We start from the raw sequence: 19,200 nt of genomic DNA on the forward strand, positions 1-19,200 counted from the left end.
TGCAATTTTATGTATCACCAATAAACGACCGAATGAGCGTGCGATCAGAGACCGGCTGCTTTGGTTAGGTTCACCCGGAACCGGTCGCGACGGCGCTGGTAGCGGCGGGTCATCTCGGCCGAGGCGTGTCCGAGCTGTTTCTGGACAAAGCGCTCATCGACTTCGGCCGAACTTGCGAGACCGGCGCGCAACGAGTGACCGGAGAACAGCGCAAGGCGCTCGTTTTCGGGCAGCTCGGCTCGGATGCCGGATTTCAGCACCGTCTTCTTGATGAGGCGCGCGACATGCTTGTCGTTGAGCCGCTCGTCCATCGCCCGCTTCCCGTCCCTCGACGTGCGGGTGAACACGGGGCCGAAATCGATCTTGGCGAAATGCAGCCATTGCTCGAGCGCATGCACAGGACAGGTCTGTTCTGAGGATCCGCGTCCGATTTCCACCTCGCGCCAGCCTGTCTTTGCGTTCAATGTCAAAACCGCGCCATCTTCGAAGACGTCAATCCATCCGCTACTGTCAGGCGTGTCGTCTTTGCTGACGTCCAGGCTGACGACTTCGGAGCGGCGCAGACCGCCTGCAAAGCCGATCAGCAAGATCGCCCGATCCCGCAGGCCGCGCAGATCGAAGGGCAGGGTGGCCACCATGGCGAGAATGTCCTCGGGCAGGATCGCTTCCTTTTGCACAGGCGGGCGCGCGTGCCTGCGTTTGATCCCAGCGAGGACGTTGGCGATATGGCGGTCCTTGCGATCGAGCGAGAAGCCGCGTTGCGCATAGTTCCAGGCCAGGCCGGACAGGCGGCGCTCGATCGTAGAGACGGAGAGGGCAGGGGTGCCTTTCGCCGGCGCTGCCAAATCGGTCAGGTAGAGCCCGATCATTTCGGGAGACGGGGGGAGGGGATCCGTTCCCTTCAATCTGCACCAACGCGCGAAGTGCTTCCAGTCGGCGGCATAAGCTTTGTTGGTGTTCTCGGCGGTCGAGGCCCTCGCGTAATCACGGGCGGTGTCGACAAGCCGGTCGAGCGTGCCGGACCCGGCCACATGGGCCGGTAGGGCGATGGGGTCGGTGCTGACTTGGTCTCTCTCGTCGCGCTGAGCTTGATTGTTCGAATCGGAGGGCGCTGAGGTCGATTTCTCGGCGTCTGGGGGCTGAATTTCTGGTGTTTCTTCCATGCTATGGAGCTTACTTCAAATATGTCCGATAATGCAAACTTATTGGACATAGCGGAGAGCGGCAAGTCGGGGCGGTTAGATCGCTATTTTCTGGCAGAAAGCGCCGCGATGGTGTAGGCTTCAGACATGACTTTTACCCGGCCAGATCATATCAGCGACCGCGACACGTTACCCCGGATGCCCGCCTGGGTCACCTCTGCACGCGCTGAAACCCTTGAAGATGTTGCGTTTTTGTCGGGTGCCGCACTGAGCCAACTGCATCTAGTGTTGGGATACAAGGAGGTGCCCCAACCCTTGTTGCGGGATCGGCTGGTGCTGCGTGCGGCTGAGGCTTGTGTCGCGTTTTCGGGGCGCCCGGAGCGGGTAGGGGAGCTGCGCGACGCCGTATACCTTCTGCGCCCCGGCGATCTGCCCGGGCCGGCCGGTGAAACTTATCTTGCTTGGCAGCGCGCGGCGGAGCGACCGGTGTCGATCAAGGTTCTCGATCGGGCCTTGCCGACCATCGAGCCGGGCCAGATTGCGACATGGCTCGATGCTGGGAAAGGCGCGCCAGTGACCCGGGCTGTGATGGTGCTCGAGGCGGTGCTGCGCGAGGCGCCGCGCGAAGACCTCGCAGCGCTGATCCTCGCGGATGCCGCCCTCGCTCTGGCAATCGGCTGGGATCATCTCGTGCCGATGCTGGCCCCAGGCCTGAAACGCGCCGACCTGCGCAAGCAAGGCGGCGACTTGCGTCTGGCCTGTCATCGCGCACTCATCTCTTCGGTGATCGAGGCCGTTCGGCAGGCCGCGGACCTCGCGCGTCGGGCGGCGCAACTCAAGGCAGTCGCACCCAAGCTTCGGGCAAAAGGGGCGGGCGATGCGGTCGAGATGTTCCTGACCCGCGATGCAGTGGCGCCCTCGGCGCTACCCCTGCCGGATCGCGCCGCGCGGCGGCTCTGCGACCGGCTGGTCGACCTCGGTGCGGTGCGCGAGCTGACCGGGCGCGACACTTTCCGGCTCTACGGGGTGTAGCGATGGCGAAGGATCGCTCAGACCCCGAACTGGATCGCGAGTTGCCCGATCTGCCGCCTGAGCTGCGCTGGCGGGAATGGATACGCCGGATCGAGGCTGTGCTGTTTGCCTCCGCCTCGCCAGTCCCGCGCCAAGACCTCGCCCGCATCGTGGGGCAGGGCGCCTCAGTCGATCTGCTGGTCGAGGACCTTGCCGCCGATCTGGATGGGCGGGCCTTCGAGATTGCCCAGGTCGCCGGCGGCTGGATGTTCCGGACGCGGGCGGCCTATGCGCCCGCGATCCGGGCGGCGGCGGATATCGGGGATCAGTTTCTGGATCTGAGCGAGTTCGACACCGCGGTCCTAGCCGCTATCGCCTATCACCAGCCGATCACGCGCGACGGGCTCAAGGACATCTTCGGCAAGGAGATCAGCCGCGAGCTTATCGGGCGCTTGCATGCGCAGGGTTTGATCGGGACCGGACCGCGATCGCCGCGACGTGGCGCGCCCTATACATTTGTGACGACGGAGCGGTTCTTGGCGGTGTTTGGGGTGGAGAGCCTGCAGGACCTGCCCGATCGGGAGGGGCTGGAGGATGCGGGGCTGGGTCATCAAAAAGCTGAATCGGTCAGGGTGGATTGATTCAGATTTGTCATTGGACGGATGAGGCCCAACAGGCGAGACTCTGGCCATGCAAAGCGGCGCATACGACCCTGTCGATCTCGAACGCATCGATCCGGCCCGGAACATGGCGCGGTTCTATCGGTTGTCTGTGCAGCCCACCTTGTTCGGGGAACAATCGGTCATCCGGAGTTGGGGACGCATCGGGACACAGGGCCGCAGCATGATGGTCACTTATGCATCGGAAGGCGACGCTGTCAAAGCCTGCAAGAAGCTTTTGTGCAGCAAGGTGGCAAGGGGGTATCTTTGCCTGAACGATGTCGAGAAATCGTGAGGTATAGAATTGACTTCTATACCTCAAAAATGATCTATTCATGCGTTATAAAAAAGGGCTCTATAACTCATGGCATGGAACTGGCAGATATCCGGTTGGCCGGAATTCCGGTATGACGAGGCCGCACTGGCACCGCTTGAGCAGCGATTTTTGCTGTCCTCAGGCGAAGTCCTTGGTGCCGTCCACCATGTGAACCCGTCCGAGCGTGATCAACTCCGCATCGATCTGCTGAGCGATGAAGCGATGAAGACCAGTGCCATCGAGGGCGAGATGCTGGACCGGCGCAGCGTGCAATCCTCACTTCGCCGGCACCTTGGATTAGAGCCTGACAGCTATCCGAACAAACCTCGCGAGCAGGGGGTGGCTGAGATGATGGTCGATGTTTACTCGACCTATGCCGAGCCCCTTGCGCACGGCACCCTGTTTCGGTGGCATGAGATGCTCTTGGCCTTCGACAAGCGCCTGGAGGCGATCGGTTCATACCGGCAGCACGAGGATGCCATGCAGATCGTCTCTGGCCGTTTTGATCGTCCGGTCGTGCATTTTGAGGCGCCGCCATCTGTGCAGGTTCCGGAAGAGATGGACCGGTATGTCGACTGGTTCAATCGGACCGAGCCGGGTGCCGAGGAGCCCTTGCCAGCGTTGACGCGTGCGGGCCTGAGTCATCTCTACTTCGAAAGTATCCACCCATTTGAGGACGGGAATGGTCGCCTGGGTCGGGCCTTGGCCGAAAAGTCCCTGGCTCAGAGTATCGGCCAGCCCAGCCTGATCGCGCTGGCTTTCACCCTCGAGCGAAAGCGAAAGGACTATTACGATCAGCTCGAGCGACACCAGAAGACGCTGGAGGTCACGCCTTGGCTGGTATGGTTTGCAAAGTCCGTTCTTGAAGCGCAGCAGGTCACCCTGGGCCGCGTGGGCTTCTTCATTGCCAAGGCGCATTTCTATGGCCGGCATCGTGATCAACTGAACGAACGGCAAGCCAAGGTGATCGAGCGGATGTTCCGGGAGGGACCAGATGGCTTCAAGGGTGGTTTGAGCGCCGAGAACTATATTTCGATCACCGGTATATCGCGCGCGACTGCTACAAGGGATCTACAAGAACTTGTCGAGATTGGTGCCCTCACGCGCACTGGCGAACGCCGATACACGCGTTACTGGCTGAAGTCACTTGCCGGGATCATAGCCTAGCGCAGCCATAGAACGCGTCGGTTGTCTGATGTTCGAGGCAGATGCACTGTTCCTGCTATCCATTCCGCCCTAGTTTTTGAGTCTTGTACGACAACTCGAAAATTCACCCCAGACGGAGCAGACACAAACTCTCCGTCGATCTCCTCGAGTGCTGCTTCGCGCGAAGAGCCGTGATCACTAATGAGTTCCAGGACTGCTTGCGGCGCCACGTCAGGTGCAATCCCGCGTCGCCCTGAATACACTGTCGCGATTTCTTCCAACTTGCTGTTCAAAGCGGGGGATGCGTCTGTGACGCGAAGAAAATCGCTCGTGCGGATCAAACGGTGCGGAGTTCGGCGCCAATCACGAAGTCGATCTAACGCTTCTTCCGGCAAACCTAGATGATCCGCCACCATGTCGATCAATTCGGGGGCGGCCGTATTGAGGTCGATCAATCCGCCGGTATCTTGAAGAGTGATCTGATAAGTCGCCCCGCCAAGCTCCAACTGCAATAGAGCCGCAGAAGCATCAGGCACTTCACCTTGCAGGACCAATCTGAGGGCTTCGTGGTTCAGACGATTGGTGCCGACTAAAACTGCAGTGCTGTGTGAACGTTCCAAGCGCGCCATCATGATGGCACTGGTCACGGCAAACAGAGCGGTCAGGACAGTCAAACCGGACAGCACAACAATCAAGGCAAAGCCGGATCGAGTGTTTGCGTTTCGCATCTTGGCTTGCATAAGAGGACTTTAGAGCGCTTTTTGGGTGAGCCAAGTCCTTTTCCTAGGGTCAGGACCCATTGATTTTCGTGTAGCGGCATGATTCACGGCTCGAAAACCGAGTGGTGAATATGTCTGATCTTTTTTGGCTCACGGACGCGCAGATGGCGCGTCTTGCCCCCTTCTTTCCAAAGTCCCATGGCAAGCCGCGCGTAGATGATCGACGCGTTCTCAGTGGGATTATCTTCATCAATCGCAATGGCTTACGCTGGCGTGACGCACCCGTTGCCTATGGCCCACACAAGACGCTTTACAACCGTTGGAAACGGTGGAGCGATAAGGGGATCTTCGCGCGGATGATGGCCGGTCTTGCCGCCGAGCACGGCGAGAGGAAGACTGTGATGATCGACGCAACTTACTTGAAGGCACATCGCACGGCGACCAGTTTGGGCGTCAAAAAGGGGGGCGTGGACGCCTGATTGGCCGGACCAAGGGCGGCATGAATACCAAGCTGCACGCCATTTGTGACAGCCAAGGACGCCCGCTGAACCTGTTCGTTACGGCTGGTCAGGTCAGTGATTACATCGGCGCACGGGCGTTAGTCAGCAGCCTTCCGAAGGTCGATTGGCTACTCGGTGACCGCGGCTATGACGCCGATTGGTTCAGAGAAGCGTTGCAAGACAAAGGGATACGCCCCTGCATACCGGGTCGAAAGCAACGCAAGGCAACAGTCAAATACGACAAACGTCGATACAAGCGCCGCAATCGGATCGAGATCATGTTTGGCAGGCTGAAGGATTGGCGGCGTGTGGCGACCCGCTACGACCGATGCCCAAAGGTCTTCCTATCAGCAATCGCCCTTGCTGCACTCGTCATTTACTGGCTATGAGATGCCGTAACGGGGCCTGCGTCACGCGCCGCCGTTGCCACTTGTCAGACTAGCACCGCGCTGTCGCCATTCCCGTATTGAACCCACATGGAGGATGACGGGATGAAATTGTTTGTCGGATTGGATGTGTCGCTTGCGAAGACTTCGGTCTGCGTGATCAGCGAGTACGGCAAGATTATCAAAGAGGCAGAGACTGAAAGCGAACCCGAGGTTCTGGCGCGCTGGCTGCATGATCTGGACGGCAGCATCGCGGCGATTGGCCTGGAGGCTGGGCCTCTGTCGCAATGGCTGCACCGAGGGCTGACCGAAGCTGGCCTTGATACGGTGCTCATGGAAACGCGCCAAGTGAAAGGAGCGCTGAAGGCGATGCCGATCAAGACGGATCGGCGCGATGCAGAAGGGATTGCACGCCTTCTTCATCTCGGCTGGTTCCGCCCGGTCCACTGTAAATCCGTGTCTGCTCAGGAAACCCGGGCGGTTCTTGGCGCTCGAAAGGCTATCCAGCAGAACATGATCGCTCTGGAAATGTCGTTGCGCGGACTCCTGCGGAACTTTGGCCTCAAGGTCGGCGCGATCTCCCGTGGCAGGTTTGAGACACGCATTCGGGAGTTGGCAGATGGCAACCCGATGCTGGAAACCGCGACAGACCCGATGCTGCGGGCCCGGGCGACCCTACGGCAGGAACTGGCCGGGCTCGAAGAACGCGTGCGCCAGTTGGCCTGGGATGATCAGGTTTGCCAACGGCTTATGTCGATGCCTGGAATCGGTGCGGTCGTAGCACTTACATTCCGTGCTGCGGTCGATGATCCTGCCCGCTTTCGGTCTTCAAAGAGAATTGGCCCCTGGGTTGGCCTGACGCCCTCACGCAACCAGTCCGGTGAACGAGACGTGTCAGGCGGCATCACCAAGGCTGGTGACGTCAATCTGAGGCGAACATTGTGCCAGGCAGCAACCGTCATGATGAATCGCGGCCGATCGACATGGCTGAGAACATGGGGAGCCCAGCTCGCGCAGCGGCGTGGTCGCAAAATCGCGATGGTCGCCCTCGCACGCCGCATCGCTGTCATCCTCCATCGGATTTGGGTCGATGGCACAACCTTCCAGCCAGATGCCGCGCCGAACCTTGCCTGATCGGATGAGCCGCCACCCGTTGCCTGCCTGATCGCAGGCTGTCGAGGTCCCGCAGGGACGTGGTTCCGATAATGCCGTGGTTTGGACTGTCGCTGACACAAGTCAAGCACGCCTATGAGATGGGCACATCGGAATTACATCGAACCAGCATCATGTTGGCAGCCACCGCGCTGACCACGAACCGAAGCATGTACCCAAAGGACCTCAGCCGAAGGCAGCCAGAAAGCAGCCACAGGCATGCCCGATCCAAGCGAACCGCCTTGGCGGATCAATTTGACTGCGGAAAATCGCTTGACTGAGGCGACCCCGTTACCGAAGTCCTGACCCTAGAAAGTCAAATCCGGGCACTTGCACTAACGTACGATCCTGCCCCCTACCGGAGCAGACCCCATCTGTGCCAAGGCGCGGACATCGGCGGAGGGGTTCATCTGGTTCACCAGTGGCCAGAGCGCAGCCCCTGTTGCCACGACCCCTGCCCCGACCGTTGCGTAATACAGGAAATCCCTGCGGGCGGTATTCTCTGACGCTTCCATCATCGGGCATGTGTCCGTGCCTCCCGCGCTGGAAGGTCAACACGCGAGATGTAACGTTTTGTCAGCGCACCTCTCTACGGATCATCAAACAGGCCTTGTCGGCGCATTAATGGTGCGGGCCCGCGCCTTTTGCCATCATGAGGTGGTGCTCCTGGTGATGCGCCCCGATGGTCATCAGACCAAAGAAACCAAGTCCCTGAATCTGCGCGGCATCGCCATCGACACTGAGCGCCACGCCATCTTCTAGAGCATGTCGCCTCTGACCAGATTCAGGATTCCCCTGATGTTGTTCCTATGATTCCATGTCTTTCAGGCAGATATGGAGGTCAGAGATGGGCAAAGCGCATCCTGTTGAGTTGCGTGAACGTGCCGTGCGGCTTGTCGAGCAGGGCAACACGCACACAGAGGCGGCTCGGCGGCTGTGCGTGTCGATCAAGTTCGTCAACGACATGGTGCGGCTCAAGCGCGAGACCGGCTCGCTCGCGCCGAAACCTCAGGGCAATCCCGGGCGCGGCAAACTGACCAGCGTCAAAGGCTGGGTGGAGAGCCGGATCACGGCGCAACCCGATCTGACGATTGACGAGTTGACCGCGGAACTGGCCGCGAAACACGGGGTGAAGGTTCATCGCTCGTCGGTCGGTCGGCTGCTGCTCAGGCTCGGGCTGTCACACAAAAAAAGACCTGCAAGCCCTTGAGCAGAAGCGTCAGGACGTGGCCGATCTGCGCCGCATATGGATCGGCAAACGCCAGCCCTTCATGGCCAGACATCTGGAAAGGCTGGCTTTCATCGACGAGACATCGCTCAAGACGAACATGGCCAAGACCACCGGCTGGGCCCCGCGCGGGCAACGCCTGGTCGATCACGCGCCGTTCGGGCATTGGCGCACCCAGACCTTCATCGGTGCCCTGCGCCATGATCGCCTCGATGCCCCGTGGGTGATCGATGGCGCAATGAACGGCGAGTTGTTCGACCTCTATATCGAGACCCAGCTGGTGCCGACCTTGGGTCCGGGCGACGTGGTCATCCTCGACAACTTGTCGAGCCATAAGAGCCCCGGCGCAGCCAAGGCCATGCGAGATATCGGCGCGTGGTTCCTGTTCCTGCCGCCCTACAGTCCCGACCTCAACCCGATCGAGATGGCCTTCTCAAAGCTCAAGGTCCTGATCCGAAAGGCTGCAGCCCGAACCTACCATGAACTTTGGCAGGCTGTCGGTCATGTGTGCGACCTCTTCACCGACGAGGAATGCTACAACTTCTTCAAGGCCGCAGGATATAAAACCGATTAAACGCGACACGCTCTAAGTCCTCTGTCACAACGTCCCAGCCGGTCTCGGCCGCGAGAAAGGGCGCATGGGCGGGCACCATGGCGCGGATGGCCTCGAGAACACGGGGGGTGCCCCGAATCTCGAACCGGGCCCCTTCCGGCCGCAGGGTGCGGGCGACCACGGCCTCTTGGGTCAGAAGGTCCATATCGACCAGATGGCGGCGCAATCCGTCAATATCGACCCGCTCCCAATCCGTCTCGGGATCGGCCTGCAGGATCGTTACGATTTCCGCCAAGGCGGCAAAGGCCGATTGCCCGGTTTCCTGCGGTCCGCCCATGTCGTGACCAGCCGCGGAATTGGCGTGCTGCGCGGCCACGGGTGCGGCCATCACTATGGCAAGGACGAAGGGAATGAGACGCATGGACAGGTCCTTCAATGGGGTGGTGTCATGTTTACGCTAGCAGGGGCGGATGCATCGTAATATGATTTCAATCATATGTTGCCAAACCCCTATGATCATATCCCGAGCTCAGCCCTGCGCCCAATCTCCGGCGCGGTTGGAGATACCGTATTTCACCAAGGCGACCCCACCCACGGTCTCTATGTCGTGCAAACCGGGCGCGTGCATCTCGAGCGGGTCGGTCCAGATGGCGAGCGGTTCATCATCCACCGTGCCCAAGCCGGAACAAGCTTTGCCGAAGCTTCGGTGTTTTCGGAGGTCTATCATTGCGACGCAGTCATTGTTGAGGCCGGGGCGCTGATCCGGATCGACAAGGCTTCCGTATTGGCCGCTTTTGCCGACCCGGCATTTGCCCGCGCCTATGGCCGTCAGGCGGCTCAACAGATACAGGCGCAGCGACAGATGCTGGAGATCGTCGGCATTCGGCGCGCAGAGGACCGGGTGATGGCAGGGTTGATCGCAGGCTTGCTCGAAGGCTCCATCGTCGAATTTGCCGCTCGGTTACAATTGAGCCATGAGGCGACCTACAGGGCGCTGCGAAAGCTTGTGCAAGACGGACGGGTCATGAACCCGTCCCGCGGGATCTATCACCTGCACCCATGACCTGATCAGCTGTGGCTCGCGAAGACCGAGGTCGCGCCGTCGGAGCCAACAAGCAAGGTGTCAAAAGCGTCACCGGCCCCGGGACCGCCCATGCCGGGCGAACTCATCGGCATGCGGGGGACAGTCAAACCGCGCGCCATCGGTTGCTCTGCTAGCAGCCGCGTGATGTCCGCGGCAGGCACGTGGCCCTCGATAAAATAGTCGCCCACGACCGCCGTGTGACATCCAGCAAGTTCCGGTGCAATTTGCAGCCGATCTTTGAACGCATAAAGCGCATCCTGATCGACGTCCTGCGCCTCGACCGCGAAGCCCGCTTGCCGGACATGATCGACCCAAGCGGTGCAGCATCCGCAGGTGGGGGTTTTCAGGACTTTAATGACCGGTTCCGTGTTGGCCAGTGCTCGCAGGGGGAGTGTGGCAGCCGCTCCGGCCAGCAAGAACGTACGTCGTTTCATCATGTGTTCCTTTTTGAGTTACCCGAGACCCTAGAACTGTGTTTTCGAGAGTCCAGAGGCTGTTCCTGCTTGTCGGCGTGAGGGCGGATGTATCCAGGGCGTGTCCGCTTGCTGGCCCGCGAAGGGGCTGGATCAACATCCTGTCGACCCAGAGGTCGCGCGTCGTGCGAAACTGCTCGATACCGATCGTCATTCCCTCGTGGCCCTTCGCGGGCTGGGCTACGTAAGTACCCATGAGGCGGTCCCACCACGGCAGGTTGAAGCCGTAGTTTGAGTTGGTTTCGCGCGGATCGACAGAATGATGCACGCGGTGCATGTCGGGTGTGACGACGATCCATCTGAGCCACCGGTCGACCGGTCTCGGCAGGTTGATGTTGGCATGGTTGAAGAGGGCAGTGGCGTTGAGGATGATCTCGAACAACAAAACCGCGACGCCGGGCGGACCAAGCGCTGCCACCAGGGCGAGCTTGATCGCCATCGAGATGAGGATCTCAATCGGATGGAAGCGTAATCCAGTGGTTGCGTCGAAGTCGAGATCCGCATGGTGCATCCGGTGCAGGCGCCACAGGGCCGGGACGGCGTGGAACATGACATGTTGCAGATAGATCGCCAGATCGAGCAGCAGCATGGACAGGATCACAGCCAACCCGAAAGGAGCCTCGATAATGTTGAACAGGCCCCAGCCCCGCTCCTCGGCCAGGACCGCCAGACCGACGGCCAGGATTGGGAAAGACAACCGGAGGATCGCCGTATCGATCACGACAAGTGCCAGGTTGTTCGACCAACGGATGACACGCGGAATGTCACGCCGCCGACGCGGGGCGGCGAGTTCCCAAAGCGCCATGGCGGCCAGCACACTCAAAAACGCCGTCAGACGAATCTCCGGCTCTGCGGCTAGTATTATGTCCATCACAGTCTACGGCCCTTCTGTGTTAGGGCTTGGGTGCGGATGCGCATCTCGCACATCAGTCTTTTCTTGCGCAGCCTTTGCAGCCGCTATCTGGACTATATCAAGATCCCGCGCGTGGCGCTCGTCGAGACACTCTGTTTCGAGCTGCAGCGTGACCATGTGAAACCCATGCTGTTCCGTCAGCCGCCGATAGGCCCTGTTCAGCAAATCCGCGGCCTCGGCGGGTGACTGATGGCGGATATGGGCGGAAAACGCGTGTTTGCCGCTGGTCAGCGTCCAGGCATGCACATGGTGAACATCCAGAACCCCGTCCTGCCCGTTCAGGTCCGCTGTTACAGCGTCGAGATCCGTTCCCTCGGGCGTGCCTTCCATGAGAATGTGGACCGCTTCCTTGATTACGCCCACAGAGGCCCAGAGGAGAACCACCCCGAACGCCATGCCGAGAATCGGGTCAATCGCCAGAAAGCCGGTGAACTCGATCACAAGGGCGGTGACGATGATCAGGAGGCTGCCGACAAAGGTCTGGATGATGTGCCAGAGCGCGCCACGGGCATTCAGATCGTCCTTGCTCGATTGCCACATCAGCGCCAGAGAGACCACTTCCGTGACCAGGCCCCCGAAGGCGACCCAAAGCATGGGGCCTGTGGCCAGGTGGATCGGGTCTCCGAGCCGCATCGCGCCCATCCAGATCACCAGAAGCGCCATGCCGAGAAGAAAGCCGCCATTCACCAGCGCCCCGATGATTTCGGCGCGGTACCATCCGAAACTGCGCGTCGAATCCGCTGGACGGCGCGCAATCCGCTGCGCGGTGATGGCCACGAGAACGCCGCCAACCGCCGACAGGGTGTGAAACGCATCCGACAGGACGGCAATCGAGCCAGTCCAGAGCCCGACGGCCAGTTCAATCACGAAGTAGACGCCGGTGAGCCAGGCCGAAATCACAAGGGCCTTGCCGGAACTCGGCATGTGCCCGGCGTGAGAATGACTGGCCATATCAGCTCTCCTCCCCTTGTGTACCGGTCTTTCGCGTCGCGGCGAAGAGAACCGACAGGCCGGTAAAGCCACCGAGCGCAAGCGCGGTCCATGTGGCAGTGCGGGCATCTCCGTTCATCGCCTGGTTGCCCATGTGAGCGAGCAAAAAACTCGCTGGAATAATCCCGGCCATCGTGGCCAGCGCGAACCTCCAAAGATGCAGCTTGCTCAGACCTGCGGCGTAACTGATCATATCGAAGGACAGAAACGGCAGCAGGCGACTGCCGAAGACCAAGAAGGTCAGAGTGTTCTGCGATCCGAACAGGCCTGTGTTAATCTTCTGACCGAGATGACGCTCAACGAAGGGACGACCGAGACCGCGGGCCAGACCAAAAGCGGCAAGCGCACCGAGTTCCGCGCCAAGAACGACAAAGAGTGTCCCGAACGTGTGCCCATAAGCCGCTCCGGCGGCGAGTGCGATCGGCGCCGAGGGCAGGGGGCTTGCGACGATAGCGATTGTCATAAGCGCCACGATAACCATTGGTCCGGCAAGACCTGCCGCCTCGATCCAGCGGTCAATTTCCGCGCGATCAGGCAGGCGAATGTCAACGCCAAGGACGTCCGGGAAGGCCAATGCGACGACTCCCATCAGGAACACCGCAATAAGAAGGATGCGCATCATCATGGATCAAAACACGGCATAGAGCAGAACGAAGAACGTCGCTGCCAAAAGGTCAAAGGCCACGCAGAATGGAATATACCAGTTCGGAATCCGGGCGAGACGATAAGAATTGTGGTGTGACATGTCCCAAAGGGCGTGCAGGGCCAAGCCCAAGGGAAGGAAAGCCCAATGCCATATCAGCCCCAAAAAGGCTGCCGAGCCGAACAAAAGGGCGACGGCGAGCTCTGCCCAGAACACGCGCGCTCTGCCGTCCGCGGCGCCAAAGCCGATATAGGCACCGCCAATCAAAGCAAGCGTGATCGAAGCAAGAGCTATCGAGCTCTTTTCATCCAAAAACAGGTGAGCCGGCATTGTGAGCAAGACAAACAACACACCAACCCATACGGGAGATTTCAAGATATCCCCGTGTCGATGGTGCGATACGTGATCGCCTGTCTTTTCGAAAATCTGTGCCATGGCTTTGTACCTAGGGATTCCAGCAACTGGAAGGTCAAGGGCTATTCATCCACGCGCGCAACGCAGCGCTCACTCAACCGTTCCACGGTGAGGTCAAAGGACCGATATCAGGACGTATTTGACGCTGACGCCAAGCTCATGTCCGACGCGCGTGGCGATTTTCAGTCATCTTTCGCCTTCTGCCAGACTTGCTGGCAGGCTGAGTAAAGAAACGTCGCTGACCAGGTCAGCAACATGAAGCCCAAAAGCGATTGCAGCATCAGCAACAGTCGAAAGGGCCCGACCACCTCTATGGACGAATAGCCAAGGGTCGAGAACGAGATGCCCGTAACATAGAGAACATCCTGAAACATCGGCGGGCTGTTGCTGAACGATTGCGGCAGAACGCTTGCCACCACCATCGTGTTGAACACGGCGAGCGTCACAAGTTCCAATACGTGCAGCAACAGCAACGCGGAAAACGTCAGGATGATCCGAAAGCCGGAGCCATCCGACCGCTGCGGGGAAAACTTCAGAATGCCCGACAACGCATAATGATGGACAATTCCCATCACGATCGCCGCGCATATTCCGACAAACATAGCCATCAACTCGGTCATACACCCAAACCCGTCTTCCTGTTCAAACAGGTCAATTTGACCATACATCAGGCTTTTAGCACAACGGGACCAATTGATTCTTCACTGGTCAGGCCAACGCGGGGGGCAACCCGTTCAGGGCGACATCCACCGGAACGGTCGGCAAGTTCGATGCGATCCAGCCAGGCCCTTCGCCTGATCCCAACATCCCTTCCGAGATATCGGCGTAGCCCGAATAACCAGCTTGTCTCAACGCTCGAAGCAGCGATGCGGAGCGTCCGCCAGTGGCGCAGATCAGTCCAACAGTGCGATCACCGCTCAGTTCCTTGGCCCTGAACAATCGGTCCGGAAAACCGGACGCGTGCATGCTTATCGGCCATACACCAGCACCTACGCCGGTTTCTTGCCACTCTTTGTGCGTTCTGACATCGATGATCCGCGCCGTATCCGATAGAAGCGCGTCAAAGGCATTCTCTGCCGACCAGACAGATCGGCTCTGCGCCAACAGCGGTGACGCCGCGACGGTCAGCACCGTCATATGAGCACCCAGAACGAAACGGCGCCGGTTCAAATCAAGAGCCATATTCGAAAACCTCATCCTTTGATCGGTTGCGATCCCAAAGGTCACATAACATACGCGCGACGCTACCCGGGAGCACGACACGGTGCAGGCACAGATTTGTATCCATCTGTAGCAAGGGACTGACCTGATACAAACGGCTACAATTCTGCCCATGAAACAGAATGCAACGATGATCTAGGAAGGACGCCATGGGACCGCCACCTCATATCCTTATCGTGGACGACCACGCTCAGATACGCGAAAGCGTCGCGCGCTTCCTGGAGAAGAACGGAATGCGCACGACCGTCGCCAGGGATGCCGTGGAGATGGATGCCAAGCTGGCCACTGGTCACTTCGACCTCCTCGTGCTCGATGTCATGATGCCGGGCGAGGACGGTTTGTCGGTTTGCCGCAGACTTGCGCCAGAGGGTGATCTTCCGATCATCATGCTGACGGCGCTTGGTGAGGAAACGGATCGGATCGTGGGTCTGGAAATCGGTGCGGACGATTATCTCGCCAAGCCGTTCAATCCACGAGAACTGCTCGCCCGCATCAAGTCGGTTCTTCGGAGAAGCAACCGCGACGAACCTGTGGCCGGAAGCCTCGCTGGGAGGAAAGTCTCTTTTGCGCACTGGATACTGGATACCGACCGGCAGGTGCTGATTGACGAGTCCACCACCGAGACCCCATTGACGACCTCCGAGTTCAAATTGCTGGCGGTCCTGCTGGAACGCGCGAGGATGGTGCTCAGCCGTGACCAGTTGCTTGACCTGACCGCTGGTCGGACGGCAGGCCCGATGGATCGCACCATCGACAATCAGATCAGCCGTCTCCGCCGCAAAATCGAGCCGGATGTACTTAGGCCCAGTGTCATCAAAACGGTGCGGAACGGCGGATACTGTCTGGCTGCCGATGTCGAGGATGCGCCGTGATGCGCCGTGCGATGAGATCTCTGAGCGGCCAATTGATCCTGCTTGTGGTCGCGGCACTTGTCGTGGCCCAGGTGATCAGCCTGTTCCTGTTCGCCGACGAGCGCAGCCTTGCGATCCGTGCAGCTTTAGGATTCGAGGCCGCGGGTCGCGCAGCGAATGTCGCGCGGTTGATCGAAGAGGCCCCGCTGGATCTGCAGGACTCGATCCTTCGCGCGGCAAATTCGCCTCTGATCCGGTTCGATCTGTCGGACGCTCCGATCGTGGATCACACCGGTCATTCGGACGGCGGCATCGTGGAAGCGCGCATACGCGCCCTGATGGATGACAGCTACAGCCGGGATATTCGCGTTGAATTGCACGAGGTCGAGGGCGAGTTGCGGCCTCTTCCCAATCTCTCGGACGAGATGACAGAAATGCATCTCGCGATGATGCGCGGAGAGTTGACAGCGGTTGAAATGAACCTGTCCATCGCCATCAAGGGAGCGCGTTGGCTGAATGTCGGAACGCGGTTCGAGCGACCGCCGATCCAATGGCCTTTCTATTCGATGCTGACCTTCGGGATTTCCGCCGGACTGCTTCTGGTGGCGATCTTCTGGTTTGTAATGACGCGCCTGACGCGTCCTTTGCGGCACCTGTCGAAGGCCGCGGACCATCTTGGCCGGGGCGAAGATGTGGGCGAATTGGCGGTCACAGGGCCGACCGAGGTCAGAGATCTGACCGTCGCATTCAACCGCATGCAACGACGGCTGACCCGGTTTGTCAGTGATCGTACACGTATGCTCGCAGCCCTTGGCCACGATTTACGCTCGCCGTTGACTGCCATGCGTGTCCGCGCGGAGCTGGTTGACGAAGAAGAGACGCGGGACAGCCTCATCGCATCGGTCGAAGAGATGCAGAGTATGGTCGAAGCGACGCTCACCTTTGCACGCGGCCTTACCGGATCCGAAGGTGCCGAAGTGGTCGATCTGCGCAATTTTCTGGACAGCTTGTGCAGCGATATGGCGGCACACTGCACCTTTGCCCCGAGTGATGATGTTGCCGTGCGGCTTCGACCCAACGCGTTCCGAAGGGCACTGAGGAACTTGCTTGAGAACGCCGTTCGCTACGGTGGTGCCGCAAAAGTCAGCTGGGCGACCCACGGTTCGAACCTCGTACTCAACATCGATGACAATGGGCCCGGCATTCCCGTCGACCAGTTGGAAAAGGTCTTCGATCCGTTCTATCGCCTCGAGCAATCGAGGTCTCTGGAAACGGGCGGTTATGGGCTTGGGCTCTCAATCGCGAGGACAATCGTCCAATCCCATGGCGGCGATATCCAGCTGGTCAATCAGAACAGCGCGGGTTTGCGCGCTGTTGTCACCATCCCGTTGGATGAAACCGAACTGATCGAAGGAGAAACAGATGAAACTGAACGCGTTGATCCTGCCGTTGCTGGCCAGCTTGCCCGCCAGCATGGCGCAGGCTGATGGACCAGGCTCCTGGACGGGGCACATGTGGGGCAGTGGCTATGGCTTTATGGGCGGCTTCATGATGCTCGCCTTCTGGGGTGCGCTGATCGCATTGGTGGTGTTTCTGGTGTTCAGGCTGCGGGACAATGGCACCCGTCCCCCGGACTCGGACGCGCAGGAAGCGCTCAGGCGCCGCTTTGCAAATGGGGAAATCGACGAAGAAGAGTTCCGTCGCCGCAAAGCAACGCTCGACGAATAGACCCCGCCGCGGACGCCAAAGCCGTCCGACGCGACGCCCACCGACGCTGAATAGGAAAGAACGCCATGGTCCCGGAAATTGGTCACTTCGCACTGGCCCTCGCACTGGCGCTTGCGCTTGTTCAGAGTGTTCTACCGATTGCAGGTGCGTCGCGTAGAAATGCCGTCTGGATGAAATCCGCCCAGGCGACGGCAATAGGACAAGTGCTGTTTGTGGCCATCGCCTTCGCAGCGCTGATGCAGGCTTTCATCGTCAGCGATTTTACCGTCAGGAACGTCGTCGAGAACTCCCATTCGCTCAAGCCAATGCTCTACAAGGTGGCCGGGACCTGGGGCAGCCATGAGGGTTCGCTGCTGCTCTGGATCCTGATACTCGCGGTGTTCGGCGCGGGCGTCGCCTGGTTCGGATCGAACATCCCCGCCGAGACCAAGGCGCGCACCTTGTCGGTGCAGGCGTGGATCAGCGTCGGCTTCCTGTCCTTCCTGCTGCTGACGTCGAACCCCTTCGAGCGGGTGTTTCCGCCGCCGCTCGACGGCAATGACCTCAACCCGTTGCTTCAGGACATGGGTCTCGCCATGCACCCGCCGCTCTTGTATTTCGGGTATGTCGGCTTCTCCATCGTGTTTTCCTTTGCCGTTGCGGCTCTTCTGGAAGGGCGCGTCGATCCGGCCTGGGCCAGATGGGTCCGCCCGTGGACATTGGCCGCGTGGGTCAGCCTTACGGCAGGTATCGCTCTTGGATCGTGGTGGGCCTATTATGAACTGGGCTGGGGCGGCTGGTGGTTCTGGGACCCGGTCGAGAACGTGAGCTTCATGCCCTGGCTTCTGGGCACGGCGCTGCTGCATTCCGCCATCGTCACCGAAAAGCGCGACGCGTTCAAAAGCTGGACCATCCTACTTGCCATCCTGACTTTCTCGCTTTCGCTGCTCGGGACGTTCATCGTCCGGTCAGGCCTGCTTACATCCGTGCATGCCTTCGCCGTCGATCCAGAGCGCGGGCTTTACATTCTGGGTCTGCTGGCCGTGTCCATCGGTGGGTCGCTGGCGCTCTACGCCTGGCGGGCGCCCGAAATGGAGCCGGGTGGTCTGTTTCGCCCGATCAGCCGCGAGGCCGGGCTGCTCGTGAACAACCTCATTCTGGCCGCCGCTACGGGAACGGTCCTGTTCGGGACGCTTTATCCACTGATCCTGGAGGCTGTCACCGGGGACAAGATCTCGGTCGGTCCACCTTTCTTCAACGCGGCCTTCATTCCGATGATGCTGGCACTGGTCGTGTTCATGGGTCTTGGTCCATTCCTGTCGTGGAAGCGGGCTGATATCGCCGGTTTGCTCGATCGCATCCAATTCGTGGCCGTGCTGGCGGTCATTGCAGCCTTGGCCGCATGGTATCTTCTGAACGGTGGGCCGATCATGGCCTATCTTGCCATCCTCGGCGCAGCGTGGCTGCTTTTTGCGACCCTGCGGGAATGGGCGCTACGCATCCGTCTGTTCGAGGTTTCCCTTGCAGAGAGCGCGAGACGCGTGCGCAACCTGCCACGCGCCTCTCACGGTATGACGCTTGCCCATGCCGGCGTCGCTGTGTTGATGATGGGGATGATCGGCTCGACCGGATGGAAGAGTGAGGAGATCGTCTTTGCCGCCCCCGGGACCGAAGTCACGATCGCCGGGTTCGACATCACCTTCGAAGGGGCCGCAAAGGTTCAAGGGCCGAACTACATCGCGGATCGCGGCACCCTTGTGGTGCGTCGGGATGGCGAATTGGTCACGACACTTTTCCCGGAACGGCGGTATTACCCGGTCGCGGAAAGCCAGACGACGGAGTCGGCCATCCGCTCCACATTGGCGGGTGATCTCTATACGTCGATTGCAACGCCAGCCTCCGATCAAGTGAACAACGCCGGAGCATGGACCCTTCGGATCCTTTATGAACCGCTCGTCAACCTGATCTGGATCGGCTCGATCCTGCTGGTGATCGGTGGCTGTTTGTCCTTGTCGGATCGCCGTTTGAGGGTCGGGGCGCCGCGCCGTGCCAAACAGCCAGCCACCGATGCCGTTCCTGCCGAGTAGGAGAG

Annotated in this window: 23 protein-coding genes and 1 pseudogene; 13 read left to right on the plus strand and 11 right to left on the minus strand. The window is 59.9% G+C overall.

What is annotated here, in order from left to right; genetic code table 11:
- Positions 1-44 precede the first annotated feature (44 nt).
- Positions 45-1,163: a tyrosine-type recombinase/integrase gene (locus DSHI_RS20265; protein ID WP_012187369.1), complete on the minus strand. Its 1,119-nt coding sequence runs from the start codon at positions 1,161-1,163 to the stop codon at positions 45-47.
- 126 nt (positions 1,164-1,289) lie between these two features.
- Here DSHI_RS20265 and DSHI_RS20270 point away from each other — a divergent pair, with 126 nt between their 5' ends.
- From DSHI_RS20270 to DSHI_RS20285, 4 genes are all read left to right on the plus strand, one after another.
- Positions 1,290-2,174, plus strand: a complete 885-nt coding sequence (locus DSHI_RS20270) for a DUF1403 family protein (protein WP_012187056.1) — start codon at positions 1,290-1,292, stop codon at positions 2,172-2,174.
- A 2-nt stretch (positions 2,175-2,176) separates the two neighbouring features.
- The gene (gene scpB / locus DSHI_RS20275) at positions 2,177-2,794 is read left to right on the plus strand and encodes an SMC-Scp complex subunit ScpB (protein WP_012187055.1); all 618 of its coding nucleotides are present in this window, start codon (positions 2,177-2,179) and stop codon (positions 2,792-2,794) included.
- Positions 2,795-2,843: 49 nt separating this feature from the next.
- Positions 2,844-3,107 (plus strand): WGR domain-containing protein, encoded by a 264-nt coding sequence (locus DSHI_RS20280; protein WP_012187054.1) that lies wholly within the window; start codon positions 2,844-2,846, stop codon positions 3,105-3,107.
- A 69-nt stretch (positions 3,108-3,176) separates the two neighbouring features.
- Complete coding sequence (locus DSHI_RS20285) at positions 3,177-4,295, plus strand: Fic family protein (protein WP_012187053.1); 1,119 nt, start codon at positions 3,177-3,179, stop codon at positions 4,293-4,295.
- Here the strand turns inward: DSHI_RS20285 and DSHI_RS22025 are convergent.
- Positions 4,292-5,014, minus strand: a complete 723-nt coding sequence (locus DSHI_RS22025; protein WP_012187052.1) for a hypothetical protein — start codon at positions 5,012-5,014, stop codon at positions 4,292-4,294. The genes DSHI_RS20285 and DSHI_RS22025 overlap by 4 nt on opposite strands.
- Before the next feature lie 110 nt (positions 5,015-5,124).
- Between DSHI_RS22025 and DSHI_RS22030 the strand changes: the two genes are divergently transcribed.
- Positions 5,125-5,882 (plus strand): IS5 family transposase gene (locus DSHI_RS22030; protein ID WP_085930427.1). Its coding sequence is split into 2 segments (ribosomal slippage): positions 5,125-5,446 and positions 5,446-5,882, totalling 759 coding nucleotides; the frame shifts between segments, so codons are not numbered across the junction.
- Positions 5,883-5,984: 102 nt separating this feature from the next.
- Positions 5,985-7,013 carry an IS110 family RNA-guided transposase gene (locus DSHI_RS20300; RefSeq protein ID WP_012187049.1) on the plus strand — a complete coding sequence of 343 codons (1,029 nt, stop codon included), beginning with the start codon at positions 5,985-5,987 and terminating at the stop codon, positions 7,011-7,013.
- A 389-nt stretch (positions 7,014-7,402) separates the two neighbouring features.
- Here DSHI_RS20300 and DSHI_RS20305 read toward each other — a convergent pair.
- A pseudogene (locus DSHI_RS20305) lies at positions 7,403-7,549 on the minus strand (ubiquinol-cytochrome c reductase iron-sulfur subunit N-terminal domain-containing protein); the annotation flags it as partial.
- A gap of 55 nt (positions 7,550-7,604) precedes the next feature.
- On the opposite strand from DSHI_RS20305, the gene DSHI_RS22460 reads away from it, so the two are divergent.
- On the plus strand, positions 7,605-7,793 hold the full coding sequence (locus DSHI_RS22460) for a hypothetical protein (protein ID WP_157865443.1): 189 nt from the start codon (positions 7,605-7,607) through the stop codon (positions 7,791-7,793).
- 85 nt (positions 7,794-7,878) lie between these two features.
- Positions 7,879-8,833, plus strand: a protein-coding gene (locus DSHI_RS23165; RefSeq protein WP_422703591.1) for an IS630 family transposase whose coding sequence is annotated in 2 segments (ribosomal slippage) — positions 7,879-8,217 and positions 8,219-8,833 — 954 coding nt in all. Because the reading frame shifts where the segments join, the coding sequence is not laid out codon by codon here.
- Here the strand turns inward: DSHI_RS23165 and DSHI_RS20320 are convergent.
- The gene (locus tag DSHI_RS20320; protein WP_012187047.1) at positions 8,805-9,233 is read right to left on the minus strand and encodes a hypothetical protein; all 429 of its coding nucleotides are present in this window, start codon (positions 9,231-9,233) and stop codon (positions 8,805-8,807) included. The genes DSHI_RS23165 and DSHI_RS20320 overlap by 29 nt on opposite strands.
- Positions 9,234-9,308: 75 nt before the next feature.
- On the opposite strand from DSHI_RS20320, the gene DSHI_RS20325 reads away from it, so the two are divergent.
- Positions 9,309-9,875 (plus strand): Crp/Fnr family transcriptional regulator, encoded by a 567-nt coding sequence (locus DSHI_RS20325; protein ID WP_012187046.1) that lies wholly within the window; start codon positions 9,309-9,311, stop codon positions 9,873-9,875.
- A 5-nt stretch (positions 9,876-9,880) separates the two neighbouring features.
- On the opposite strand, the gene DSHI_RS20330 is transcribed toward DSHI_RS20325, so the two are convergent.
- From DSHI_RS20330 to DSHI_RS20360, 7 genes are all read right to left on the minus strand, one after another.
- On the minus strand, positions 9,881-10,333 hold the full coding sequence (locus DSHI_RS20330; RefSeq protein WP_012187045.1) for a DUF411 domain-containing protein: 453 nt from the start codon (positions 10,331-10,333) through the stop codon (positions 9,881-9,883).
- Entirely contained in the window at positions 10,248-11,240 is a 993-nt protein-coding gene (locus tag DSHI_RS20335; protein WP_012187044.1) for a sterol desaturase family protein, read from the minus strand. Before DSHI_RS20335 ends, DSHI_RS20330 begins: the two co-directional genes overlap by 86 nt.
- Positions 11,241-11,246: 6 nt before the next feature.
- The gene (locus tag DSHI_RS20340; RefSeq protein ID WP_012187043.1) at positions 11,247-12,233 is read right to left on the minus strand and encodes a cation diffusion facilitator family transporter; all 987 of its coding nucleotides are present in this window, start codon (positions 12,231-12,233) and stop codon (positions 11,247-11,249) included.
- A 1-nt stretch (position 12,234) separates the two neighbouring features.
- Positions 12,235-12,897, minus strand: coding sequence for a TVP38/TMEM64 family protein (locus tag DSHI_RS20345; protein ID WP_012187042.1), 663 nt, complete (start codon positions 12,895-12,897; stop codon positions 12,235-12,237).
- Positions 12,898-12,900: 3 nt separating this feature from the next.
- Positions 12,901-13,350: a DUF6010 family protein gene (locus DSHI_RS20350; protein ID WP_012187041.1), complete on the minus strand. Its 450-nt coding sequence runs from the start codon at positions 13,348-13,350 to the stop codon at positions 12,901-12,903.
- A 161-nt stretch (positions 13,351-13,511) separates the two neighbouring features.
- A complete protein-coding gene (locus DSHI_RS20355; protein WP_012187040.1) occupies positions 13,512-13,949 on the minus strand; it encodes an ion channel in 438 nt (145 codons plus the stop codon).
- 88 nt (positions 13,950-14,037) lie between these two features.
- Positions 14,038-14,511 carry a rhodanese-like domain-containing protein gene (locus DSHI_RS20360; protein ID WP_008327269.1) on the minus strand — a complete coding sequence of 158 codons (474 nt, stop codon included), beginning with the start codon at positions 14,509-14,511 and terminating at the stop codon, positions 14,038-14,040.
- 188 nt (positions 14,512-14,699) lie between these two features.
- Here DSHI_RS20360 and DSHI_RS20365 point away from each other — a divergent pair, with 188 nt between their 5' ends.
- The 4 genes from DSHI_RS20365 (at position 14,700) to DSHI_RS20380 (ending at position 19,195) form a co-directional block, all read left to right on the plus strand.
- Positions 14,700-15,422, plus strand: coding sequence for a response regulator (locus tag DSHI_RS20365; RefSeq protein WP_007803380.1), 723 nt, complete (start codon positions 14,700-14,702; stop codon positions 15,420-15,422).
- Positions 15,422-16,888 carry an ATP-binding protein gene (locus tag DSHI_RS20370; protein ID WP_009807480.1) on the plus strand — a complete coding sequence of 489 codons (1,467 nt, stop codon included), beginning with the start codon at positions 15,422-15,424 and terminating at the stop codon, positions 16,886-16,888. Before DSHI_RS20365 ends, DSHI_RS20370 begins: the two co-directional genes overlap by 1 nt.
- A complete protein-coding gene (locus DSHI_RS22920) occupies positions 16,824-17,129 on the plus strand; it encodes an SHOCT domain-containing protein (RefSeq protein WP_222481198.1) in 306 nt (101 codons plus the stop codon). Before DSHI_RS20370 ends, DSHI_RS22920 begins: the two co-directional genes overlap by 65 nt.
- 65 nt (positions 17,130-17,194) lie before the next feature.
- Positions 17,195-19,195, plus strand: a complete 2,001-nt coding sequence (locus DSHI_RS20380; protein ID WP_012187039.1) for a heme lyase CcmF/NrfE family subunit — start codon at positions 17,195-17,197, stop codon at positions 19,193-19,195.
- The last annotated feature ends 5 nt before the right edge of the window (positions 19,196-19,200 follow it).

The sequence above is a fragment of the Dinoroseobacter shibae DFL 12 = DSM 16493 genome (genome assembly GCF_000018145.1).
Classification (GTDB): Bacteria; Pseudomonadota; Alphaproteobacteria; order Rhodobacterales; family Rhodobacteraceae; genus Dinoroseobacter; species Dinoroseobacter shibae.